Here is an 11,839-nt window from a genome sequence, read left to right on the forward strand (position 1 = left end):
ATTTTCTTAGTTTATTATTTTTTATCAGGAGAAGATCCTTCTTTAGTCTTTGAATTATTTGGTCTGATAATCTCAGAATCTAATCCATCTTTTTCTTTGTTTAAACACATTAGAATTTTATCACCTTCTTTGATAGAAGCATTAATAATTTTATCTGCTAAGATATCCTCTACATATTTTTGAATAGCTCTTTTTAGAGGTCTAGCTCCAAACTTTTCATCATATCCTTTCTCAACAATGAAATCTTTAGCGTCTTTACTTAATTCAATATCATATCCAAGTTCGTAGATTCTTTTGTAAAGACTAGATAATTCGATATCAATGATTTTGTAAATATCTTCTTTATTCAATGCTTTGAACATGATCATATCATCGACACGATTCAAAAATTCTGGAGAAAAAGCTTTTCTTAATGCATTTTGAATTACAACTTTTTGGTCTTCTTCGGTAGTAGCCATTTTTGCAGATGTACCAAAACCAACTCCAGTTCCAAAGTCTTGTAATTGTCGTGCTCCAATATTAGAAGTCATAATGATAATAGTATTTTTAAAATCAATTTTTCTTCCTAACCCGTCAGTCATGTGTCCATCATCCAATGCTTGTAATAAGATATTAAACACGTCAGGGTGCGCTTTTTCTATCTCATCTAAAAGTATAATCGAATAAGGCTTTCTTCTTACTTTTTCAGTTAACTGACCACCTTCTTCATACCCAACGTATCCTGGAGGTGCTCCTACTAATCGAGAAATAGAGAATTTTTCCATATATTCAGACATATCTATTCTGATAAGAGCATCTTCAGAGTCAAACATTTCTCTTGCCAATATTTTTGCTAACTGGGTTTTACCAACTCCAGTAGGTCCCAAGAAGAAGAAAGACCCTATGGGTTTATTTGGATCTTTAATCCCTGCTCTGTTTCGTTGAATAGCTTTTACAACCTTTTCTACAGCCTCATCTTGACCAATAATTTTGCTTTTAATTACTGCAGCCATATTGGTGAGTTTCCCACTTTCTGTAGTAGCTACTCGTTGAAGAGGAATACCAGTCATCATAGAAACTACATCAGCGACATTCTCTTCAAATACCGTAATTTTATGATTTTTAGTGTCCTCTTCCCATTTTAATTTTGCAGCCTCTAATTCTTCCTGTAATTTTTTCTCTGTATCTCTTAACTCGGCTGCCTTTTCGTATTGTTGAGATTTAATTACATTATTCTTTTTTTCTTTAATTTCTTCTATCTTCTTTTCAGTATCAATAATTTCTTTTGGAACATTGATATTGGTAATATGAATTCTTGATCCAACTTCATCTAAAGCATCAATTGCTTTGTCTGGAAGATGTCTATCGGAAATATATCTATCTGTTAATTTAACACAAGCTTCAATAGCTTCAGGAGTGTAAATAACATTATGATGTTCTTCGTATCTTTCCTTAATATTATTTAAGATCTGAATAGTTTCCTCTACACTTGTAGGTTCTACCAAAACCTTTTGGAAACGACGTTCTAAAGCACCATCTTTTTCAATATATTGTCTATACTCATCTAAGGTAGTGGCTCCGATAGCTTGTAATTCACCACGAGCTAGTGCAGGCTTAAACATATTCGAAGCATCTAAAGAACCACTTGCACCGCCTGCTCCTACAATCGTGTGAATTTCATCAATAAAAAGAATAACATCTCTATTCTTCTCTAATTCGGCCATAACAGCCTTCATTCGTTCTTCGAATTGTCCTCTATATTTAGTTCCAGCGACTAAAGATGCTAAATCAAGAGAAATAATTCTTTTATTAAATAGAACACGAGATACTTTGCGTTGAATAATGCGAAGAGCCAAACCTTCAGCTATGGCGCTTTTACCAACCCCTGGTTCTCCTATTAAAATTGGGTTATTCTTTTTTCTTCTAGATAAAATTTGACTAACTCTTTCAATTTCTTTCTCTCTACCTACAATAGGATCTAATTGATTATTTTCAGCCAATCTTGTTAAATCTCTCCCGAAGTTGTCTAGTACAGGTGTTTTAGATTTAGAATCTCCTGACTTTTTTGCCCCACCAGAAGAACCTGCTCCACCTGGGAAATTCGTTTCTTCTTCGTCATCAGAGCCTGGGAACTCAAATTTAGGATTATTTTCTTCCATAATTGCTTCAATTTCATCTTTTACATTATCGTAAATCACACCATATTTATTAAGTGTACGACAAGCTACATTGTTTTCGTCTTTTAAAATAGATAATAATAAATGCTCTGTTCCAATAATGTCGTTTTTAAAAAGCTTTGCTTCTAAATAAGTTATCTTGAGCACTTTCTCCGCTTGCTTAACTAAAGGGATATTTGTTAGTTTTCTAGCTTCTGGATTAGAAGATTTACTCAAATAAGATTCTAATTGAAATCGTATCTGATTCAAATCTAAATTAAAATCTTTAAGAACTTTTATGGCCATTCCTTCCCCTTCTCTAATTAGGCCTAGTAACAGATGTTCTACGCCAATAAAATCATTTCCTAATCTAAGCGCTTCCTCTCTACTATAATTGATTACATCTTTAACTCTTGGTGAAAATTTTGCTTCCATATATCTTCTCTCTATGATTTGGTTATTTCTCTTCTAAATTTTACTTTTTCAAAGATATAACGTTTTATTATTAATTCAGTTTAAGTTATCCACAATTATTCACAGATTTTTGTTTATAAATATAGACTTTTTTCCAGTAAATCTGAAATAAAATAGTTACTTTCGGACATTCTAAAATCGCACAAAAAAATGTGCGCAAATTAATTTAATGACAAGATGGCAGACGGAGAAAGAATTATTAAAGTAAACATTGAAGACGAAATGAAATCAGCTTACATCGATTATTCGATGTCGGTTATTGTTTCTAGAGCTTTACCAGATGTAAGAGATGGGTTTAAACCTGTTCATAGACGTGTATTATTTGGAATGCAGGAGTTGGGAGTGTTCTCAAATAGACCTCATAAGAAATCAGCAAGAATTGTTGGGGAAGTATTAGGTAAATATCACCCGCATGGAGATAGTTCTGTATATGATACAATGGTGCGTATGGCTCAGGAATGGTCTCTTAGATATCCACTAGTTGATGGGCAAGGTAACTTTGGATCTATTGATGGTGATAGTCCTGCTGCTATGCGATATACGGAGGCTCGTTTGAGGAAAGTTTCTGAAGAAATGCTAGACGACTTAGATAAGGAAACCGTAGATTTTACGCCTAACTTTGACGATAGCTTAACTGAGCCTTCAGTTCTTCCTACAAAAATACCTAATTTGTTGATTAATGGTGCTAGTGGTATTGCTGTCGGTATGGCTACCAATATGGCTCCTCACAATTTAACTGAAGTTGTTAATGGAACTATTGCATATATCAATAATAGAGATATTACCATAGAGGAATTAATGAAATATATAATTGCTCCTGACTTCCCTACAGGAGGTATTATCTATGGTTATGAAGGCGTTAAAGATGCATTTCTTACAGGAAGAGGAAGGATTGTGATGCGCGCAAAAGTTAATATTGAAACAAATAGCGAAGGAAGAGAAACTATAATTGTAACAGAAGTACCTTATCAAACCAATAAAGCGGAAATGATTAAGAGAATCGCTGAAATGGTTAATGATGATAAATTGACTGGTATCAGTGATATTCGTGACGAATCAGATAGAACAGGAATGCGTGTGGTTTTTGAATTGAAACGTGATGCTATTCCTAATGTTGTTTTAAATAAATTGTTTAAATATACACCTTTACAGTCTTCATTTTCAGTAAATAACATTTGTTTAGTTGATGGCAGACCTATGTTGCTTAATCTAAAACAAATTATTGAAAATTTTGTTGATTTCCGCCATGAGGTTATTGTTAAGAGAACTCAATACGAACTTAAGAAGGCTGAGGAGAAGGCGCATATTTTAGCTGGTTACATGAAAGTAATTGGTACGAAAGATGATTTAGATAGAGCCATTAAGATTATTAGAGAGAGTGATACTCCAGAAGCGGCCAAAGAAGGCTTAATGCTGAATTTTGGATTGGATGAAATTCAAGCAAAGGCTATCTTGGAACTTCGTCTTCGTACCTTAACAGGTCTTGAGATTGATAAAATCAGAGCTGAATATGAGGAATTGATGAGATTAATTGAAGATTTGAAAGATATACTAGCAAATGAATCTCGTCGCATGGCGATTATTGTAGAAGAGTTGAATTATGTTAAAGAGAAATATGGTGATGAACGCCGCTCTGTAGTTGAGTATTCTGCTTCTGAAATGAAAATTGAAGATTTAATTCCAGATGAGGAAGTTGTAGTAACTATTTCTCATGCAGGTTATGTTAAAAGAACTCGATTGGATGAGTATAAGGTTCAAAATAGAGGAGGTATGGGTTCCAAAGGATCGACTACTCGAGATAAAGACTTTTTGGAATCTATTTTTGTGGCTACTACACATAATTATCTGTTAATATTTACCGAAAAAGGAAAATGTTTCTGGATGCGTGTATTTGAAATCCCAGAAGGAAATAAAATATCGAAAGGTAGAGCTATTCAAAACCTTATCAATATTGAACAAGATGATAAGATTAAGGCTTATATTAATGTAAAAGACCTTACAGATAAGGAATATGTAGATAATAACTTCATTGTAATGTGTACAAAGAATGGTGTTATTAAGAAGACCTTGTTGGAGGCTTATTCTAGACCAAGAGCTAACGGTATCAATGCTATTAATATTGTTGATGGGGATGAGTTAATTGAAGCTAAATTAACTTCTGGAAGTCAGGAAATTATTTTAGCTAAGAAATCAGGTTATGCCATTCGTTTTAATGAAACGACCGTACGAACTGTAGGACGAAATTCAATTGGTGTAAAAGGAGTTCGCTTGAATGATAAGAAAGACGAGGTTATAGGTATGGTTTGTGTTGATCCAGATAGTGAAAATACTATTCTAGTGATATCTGAAAATGGATTTGGTAAACGTTCAAACTTAAATGATCCAGAAACAGGAGAACCTATTTATAGAGTAACTAATAGAGGTGGTAAAGGAGTTAAAACTATTTCTGTTACAGAAAAAACAGGAAGTTTAATATCTATCAAAGATGTTACAGATGAAGATGATTTGATGATTATCACTAAAGAAGGAATCACTATCCGTACTCATGTAAATCAGATTCGTGTGATGGGTAGAGCTGCGCAAGGTGTGAAGGTAATTAATTTATCTAAAGGAGGGGAAATCGCTGCGGTTGCAAAAGTTCCAATGGAAGATGAAGAAGAAGGTATCGATGTTAATACAGAAGACATAGATATGCCAAATAACCAGGATATAGATGACCAATCAAATGGTGACACTGAAAATGGCATAGAAAATGATAATGAGTAACCAATAATTTTATAAACGTAAAAAAAATGAAACTTTTTATAAGAAATATGAGAAAGATAGGGTTGTTAACAATCTCCCTTATTTCATTCAATACTGTAATGGCTCAAAAAACAAATGTTGTTTCTGCTGCAGTTGAATATAAAAAATACGAGCCATCACTGATGATGCAAAAATTTGATGATGCTAAAAATAGTTTGCTCAGTGCTAAAAAGTATATTGATTTAGCGATGCAAGATGCAACAACCAAAAATGATGAAAAGGCTCATTATTATAATGCTATAATCAATTATTGCTTAGCTGAATTATCAGGTATGGGTAAATATGATGACTTAAAAGTATATCAAAATGATTCTATTGAAGGTGTAATCAAAAACTCTGTTGCCATTGCTTCCAAAAAAAGTCAATGGAAAATAGAAGTAACTGATTTCTTTAACGGTAGAGTTTCTCAAGCAGTCATGATTGGTGAAATGATGTATAAACAAAAGAAATATGATATGGCATTTGCAGGATTTGCAATGGCATACAAGATTAAAGATATTTCTGGTATAGATACAGACAAAGAAAATATGAAAGTTAACTCTATAATTTCTGCTAGACATCAAGTTGATACACTTAAACAGATGGATTCATTGGATAGAGCTATCGAATTTATAAGTAAAGCAATGGAAATTTTCCCTAAAAGTGAAGAGCTAGCTATTGATGGTGTGAATTTAGCATTATCAATGGATAACCTTGTTAAAGCTGAAGAGTTTTTCAATAGAGCTGCTGAGGCTGCGCCTACTAATAAAGTATTATTCTCCAATATGGGGTCTATTTTCTTAAATCAAGCAGATAAGGCATATGAATCATTTTCTACTATGACTGTAACTTCTCCAGGATATCAAGAAAAATCTAACGAGGTAGAAGAATTATACGGAAAGGCAGAAAAAAACCTTCTAAAAGCATTGGAAATTGACCCTAATTATGCTGAAGCTGCTTATAACTTAGGTGTTCTTTATTTAGGAAGAGGAGAAAAGCTAAAAATTCAAGCAGGCCAAATGGATTTTAATGACCCCGATTACGAAGCTGTAAGTCAAAGAGCTAAAGAAATGTATGAAAAAGCAATTGCTCCATTAGAAATATATATTCAACAAGATCCAAATAACGTAGGTGTTTTACAAGTTCTTTTCCAAGTACATAGAAATGCAGGTAATACTGAGAAAGCTATGGAATATAAGAGAAGAGCTGATGAAGCTGGTGGAGAATAATATTTCAATATGTATCGTCCTAAATAAGCGTTACATATTTTAAACAAAAATAATTAAAACTTCTGTGAAGCTAGCTTCACAGAAGTTTTTTTATAAGTTTTTCTTTTTATAGTTCTTTGCATATGCATTTTACTTGGTGTTAACAATTCACATGACAGATGTGGTCTTTGGTTATTATAGATTTCAATAGATTCTTTTACAATTTTTTTCATTGTTTGAATATCAGCTTTATAATTTTCCAATAAAAACTCATCCTTTAATATTCCATTTACTCTTTCAGCTACCGCGTTTGCATACGGATCATAGCTTTCAGTCATACTAGGTCGAATATTTTTCCTTTTAAGACATTCTTGATATTTATTACTACAATATTGTATTCCTCTATCAGAATGATGAATCAAAGGATGATTCTTATATATACGATTTTTACAGGCCATTTTAAGAGCTCTTAAAGCACCTTCTGTTGCAAGGCTATTTGATAAATCATACCCCATTATCCTCTTTGAATAAGCATCCGTTACTAGAGCTAAATAACCATTACCTCTTCCTTCAATATAAGTTATATCTGATACCCATACTTGTTCTGGTTTTGTTATTTCTAAATTCTCTACAATATTTTTATATTTATGAAATCGATGATGAGAATTAGTTGTGATATGATAGTTTTTCCTTGGAATTACTAACATATGATTTGCTCTAAGAATATCAAAAAGTTTATCTCTACCCACATGAAGACCTTTTAATTCTTCTTTTAAAAGAAAATAAAGCTTCTTAGTACCTATTCTAGGCATTTTTATACGTACATTATTAACCATTTCAATAACTTGGCTAGCGACTTCTCGTTTTTCATTTATAAGCCAGAAACTACGATAATAGTATTGTCTATTTATCCCGACCAATCCACAAAGATAGCCTATTGACCTTTGCCTTTCTTTGTTTGTTTCTTTGATTGATCGGGGAAGGAGTTTTTTCTTACAGGAAGCATATATTCTTTTTCTGCTATGTCTATAAGCTTATCCAAAATATAAGCTTTATCCTCGGCTTTCATTAATTGTTCCTCTAAGAAATCATTCTTTGATTCCAATAACCGTAATTTCTGCTCTAACTCTTGGATTCTTTGTTGTGGTGTTTTCATAAATATAGAATTAGAACTGTTTTTTAAATCAAAGATACCAAATTTCCTTCTCCAATTTAAAATTGTACTATGAGATTGTATACCGTACTTTCGCATTACTGCTTCGGTACTAATTTCTCCGCTTTCAACTTCTTTAACTACAGCTAATTTAAAAGACATGCTGTAATCTTTTTGTGTACGTTTAATGTACTGATTTTTAGATTTATCCATAACATTACTTTTTTTAGTGTAACGCTATGTTAGGACAAGACAGTTCTATGGAATTTGCTTTAATAATTATCTTCCTAGCTTTGTATAAGTTTCCAACTGCTTTTTTAAAAAGTTTTTTGCTCATTCCTATTTCATCCTGAATTAATTGTGAATCAGATTTGTCAGTAATATAAATGACACCATTATTTTTCTGAATATATTTCAATACTTCTTCAGTGGATTGTTCAAACTTCTCAATCCCAATGGGAGTGAGGGAGACATCTATCTTACCATCTGTTCTGATAAATTCGATATATCCATCTATTTGGTCTCCTTCTTTGATGTTTTTGATAATTCGATTATGATAGAGAAGTCCAGAAAATTCTCCATTAATGATTACTTTCCTTCCCAAATCTGTTTTTTCGCAAATAAAAAGATTTACTTTTTCGCCAATAGATAAAGCAGAAGTATCTTTGTTAAGGTAGCGATTGACTTTTGCTGAACCAATGAGTCTATTGGTCTCTTTATCCAATAATAGTTTAATTAAATAAACTCCTCCTTCATTCATTTTGGCGAGTTGCTCTTTAAAGGGAACTAACAAATCTTTCTCTAAACCCCAATCTAAGAATGCTCCGATATTATTAACGGACTTAACTCTTAGAAATGCAAATTCATTGAGATCTATTTTTGGTGTTTCTGTGGTTGCCACTGGTCTATCTTCAGAGTCATTATAGACAAATACTTTTATCGTTTGATTAACTTCCATTTCATCTGTTAGATATTTATTTGGAAGTAAGACTTCAAAGTCATTATTATCTGTTAAGAAAGCGCCTACACTCGTAAATCGATTGATTTCAAGCTCTATATATTCACCAATATATTTCATAAATGATTTTCTTCCTGCAAAGGTAATAGAAGATTGTTAGAAAAAAAGTTTTACTTTCTTTCAGATAAGATTTTGAGTAATCTCAAAGTATTTGTATTCTTTTAGAAGTAAAAGAATGAATTTGCCTTTGCGTTAATAACCAAACAAGGTATTTTTTTATCATTGGTTATAACGTTTTGTGTGAATTTCTCAAATTGAGGCAATATACTTGAGGTAAAATAGGAGAGGGCTATCATATCACCATTATTTGCCATAACATATTTTATTATATTTTGGTTAAAAGACCCTCTTTCTTTGATAATATGCACGGTTGCGTCTATTCCTTTTTCTTTATAGTGTTTTTCTACTAATGATACACGTACTTTTAATTGCTGGTTTAGTCGTTCATCGGTTTCATACTCAGCAATAACGTGTATTTTGCTATCAAACGTAAGTGCTACTTCTCCGGCAACATTTAGAATCTGTAAGCTTTCCTTCGATATTTCTATTGGAATAACAATATTTTCTAATTTTTCAAGAACTCCTCCTTCTTGAACGATAACAAAAGGGATATCGGAATTACTTAGAACCTTAATAGCGAAGGAACCAAACACTTTTTGCATACCAACTGCTCCATGTGTTCCCATTATTATGATTCTAGCATCGTGCTCTTTTGCTACTTTTGGGATATCTTCAAAAATATTTCCAATAACTACATTTGGAGTTACTTCTACACTTCCTATGGATAAATCTAGATTTTTTATTACTTCATTTAAACGATTAAGTGTCTCCTGGGCTTTTGACTTTTCGCTGACTATATTCAATAACTGAATAGCCGTTTTACGTGGTTTTGCTAAGAATAAAGCTGTTTTTAGCGCAGCATCTCCGACACTTGTAAAATCGTAAGGGACAATATATAAATTAGCACTCATGCAGTTGAAATAGTTTGTTCATTTTGTTCAAATATATGAAATTAATTCTGATAAAAGAAAACATATTATAAATCTTATTCGCTTCAATTAGTCTAAAAGGTTAATTAAAAATATTATTTTTATATGCTGTCTCTGAGTGAATTACTGATTTCTGCTAATAAATGTTAAAAAATTAAGCAACCTATTTCAAGAAAGATACGTCTTTTATTCAAATCACATTTCTACTAATGAGATCTATATGAAATAGCCTGGTTTAACTGGGCTATTTATTTTGTACAAGAATACACAAATGCTGGAGGTAGATTATTGAGTGTAAATTCAGTAGTTACTTCTTTGAAAATTCTTTTTAATCTCTTCCTGTAATTTAATGAATATTGATATTGAAGGAATTTTCCTTCAGGCTTAATTATCTGTTTAGAGATTAATAATATTTGATTTGCTATATGATTATCAATATTGGATAAAGGAAGAGAAGATATAATCACATCCACACTATCTTCGGTCTCTGTTATATACTTTCCTATATTCAAGGCACTATCATTTATTAAATGTACATTACTGAACTCTGAAAACTCTTCTTGTAATAGGTCAAAGAAAGGTTTGTGTAATTCAAATACAAAAAATGCTGTGTCTGATTTTAAATTCTCAATTACTTTTCGGGTGAACACACCAGTTCCGGGACCAAATTCAACAATTATTTTTGCGGAATTAAAGTTTATATGGTTTAACATTGTTTTAGTAAGAGCAGGTGAACTTGGTCTTACAGAACCAACCGTCTTGCTATCTTTTAGAAATTCCTTAAGAAAATTATTTTTTGATTTTTTCAAAATACTTACTTATTTAAATGAACTGTATTTCTTTTAATTATTCCAATAGCTTTCCCTTTTAATTTCTTATTATAGAATGGAGAATTAATACTTTTTGAAAGGTTTGTGGTTTCATTTAACTCCCAAGTAATTGTTGGATCAAATAAAGTGCAATCTGCAGAATTACCAAGATTAATACTTGTATTTTCTTTAAAATCAAGAATTTCTCTAGGCTTGGAAGATATTTTTTCAATAAAATCTGCATGTTGTTTTAAATTCTGGTCAACTAATGAGGCATAAAAACTTTGCAAACTCATTACACCAAAATCAGCATTATCAAATTCTATATCTTTATAATCTGCTATTTTAGGTTGGTGATTAGATGCAATACAATCTATTGTTCCATCTGAGATTGCTTTCCATAACTCTTTACGATCTTCTTCTGTTCGGTATGGAGGAAATACTTTATGATTTGTATCAAATCCAAGTGTAGCAGTCTCATTAAATAGTAAGTGATTTACATATACATCACATGTGACTTGTAAGCCCTTCTTTTTTGCTTTGCGGATTAGATTTAGTGATTCGGCGCAAGAAATTCCAGAGAAGTGTAATTTACCTTCAGTATATTCTAAAATGCTTAGATCACGTTGCACCTGAATAAGCTCTCCAACAGATGGCATAGCTCTTAACCCTGTTTTTAATGAAGCAATACCTTCATTAATCTGACCATGGTAACTCAATGATTTATCCTGAGGAAAAGATACAATTTGTCCTCCAAAATTTTGAACATATAAAAGTGCTCTATATAAGATGCCTGATGATAAGAAAGAAGTATTATCTGTAAAAACAGAAGCGCCTGTTTGAAACATATCATACATTTCTGATAGACTCTCACCTTTACCTTCCTTAGTAATCGTTCCCATAGGATGTAGTTCAACAATATGTCGCCCATTTTTAGTTAAAATATAATTAACTTGAGCTTTATTATCAACAATAGGAGAGGTGGTAGGAACGAGATATATATGCCCAAATCCTGAATTCGCTGCAAGATTTAATCCGGAGTTTAGATCCTCATTATATTCATGTCCAGGGTCATTAAAATCAGCTTTAAGGTCAACCCAACTTTGCGAAATAAATAAGGAATTACTTGTGATCTGTTTAGCTTCTTTATCTTGAATGTTATCTGCGATTTTACTGTATTTCCCATCAGAAATAAGAATATCTTTCTGTTGGTTATAATACGTTGACTTTTTGTCTAAGATTGTAACTTTCTTTAGTAATACTTTCATT

Annotated in this window: 9 protein-coding genes; 2 read left to right on the forward strand and 7 right to left on the reverse strand. The window is 32.0% G+C overall.

The genetic code is table 11. The annotated features are described in order from the left end of the window. Positions 1–14 precede the first annotated feature (14 nt). Positions 15–2,570 carry an ATP-dependent Clp protease ATP-binding subunit gene (locus M9897_08130; protein MCO5268847.1) on the reverse strand — a complete coding sequence of 852 codons (2,556 nt, stop codon included), beginning with the start codon at positions 2,568–2,570 and terminating at the stop codon, positions 15–17. Between the two features lie 216 nt (positions 2,571–2,786). Between M9897_08130 and gyrA the strand changes: the two genes are divergently transcribed. Both gyrA and M9897_08140 read left to right on the forward strand, forming a co-directional pair. Continuing rightward, positions 2,787–5,375, forward strand: a complete 2,589-nt coding sequence (gyrA, locus tag M9897_08135) for a DNA gyrase subunit A (GenBank protein ID MCO5268848.1) — start codon at positions 2,787–2,789, stop codon at positions 5,373–5,375. 26 nt (positions 5,376–5,401) lie between these two features. Beyond that, on the forward strand, positions 5,402–6,622 hold the full coding sequence (locus M9897_08140; GenBank protein MCO5268849.1) for a tetratricopeptide repeat protein: 1,221 nt from the start codon (positions 5,402–5,404) through the stop codon (positions 6,620–6,622). A 53-nt stretch (positions 6,623–6,675) separates the two neighbouring features. On the opposite strand, the gene M9897_08145 is transcribed toward M9897_08140, so the two are convergent. The 6 genes from M9897_08145 to M9897_08170 all read right to left on the reverse strand — a co-directional run bounded on the left by M9897_08145 (position 6,676) and on the right by M9897_08170 (position 11,838). After that, the gene (locus M9897_08145) at positions 6,676–7,521 is read right to left on the reverse strand and encodes an IS3 family transposase (protein MCO5268850.1); all 846 of its coding nucleotides are present in this window, start codon (positions 7,519–7,521) and stop codon (positions 6,676–6,678) included. 14 nt (positions 7,522–7,535) lie between these two features. After that, positions 7,536–7,967 carry a transposase gene (locus tag M9897_08150; GenBank protein MCO5268851.1) on the reverse strand — a complete coding sequence of 144 codons (432 nt, stop codon included), beginning with the start codon at positions 7,965–7,967 and terminating at the stop codon, positions 7,536–7,538. A 13-nt stretch (positions 7,968–7,980) separates the two neighbouring features. Further along, complete coding sequence (locus M9897_08155) at positions 7,981–8,832, reverse strand: S1-like domain-containing RNA-binding protein (protein ID MCO5268852.1); 852 nt, start codon at positions 8,830–8,832, stop codon at positions 7,981–7,983. 101 nt (positions 8,833–8,933) lie between these two features. After that, positions 8,934–9,743 (reverse strand): universal stress protein, encoded by an 810-nt coding sequence (locus M9897_08160; protein MCO5268853.1) that lies wholly within the window; start codon positions 9,741–9,743, stop codon positions 8,934–8,936. Between the two features lie 266 nt (positions 9,744–10,009). Continuing rightward, a complete protein-coding gene (locus M9897_08165) occupies positions 10,010–10,570 on the reverse strand; it encodes a methyltransferase (GenBank protein ID MCO5268854.1) in 561 nt (186 codons plus the stop codon). Between the two features lie 5 nt (positions 10,571–10,575). Next, entirely contained in the window at positions 10,576–11,838 is a 1,263-nt protein-coding gene (locus M9897_08170; protein MCO5268855.1) for a dihydroorotase, read from the reverse strand. Position 11,839 lies beyond the last annotated feature (1 nt).

The sequence above is a fragment of the Brumimicrobium sp. genome, assembly GCA_023957385.1.
Lineage (GTDB): Bacteria > Bacteroidota > Bacteroidia > Flavobacteriales_D > Crocinitomicaceae > Brumimicrobium.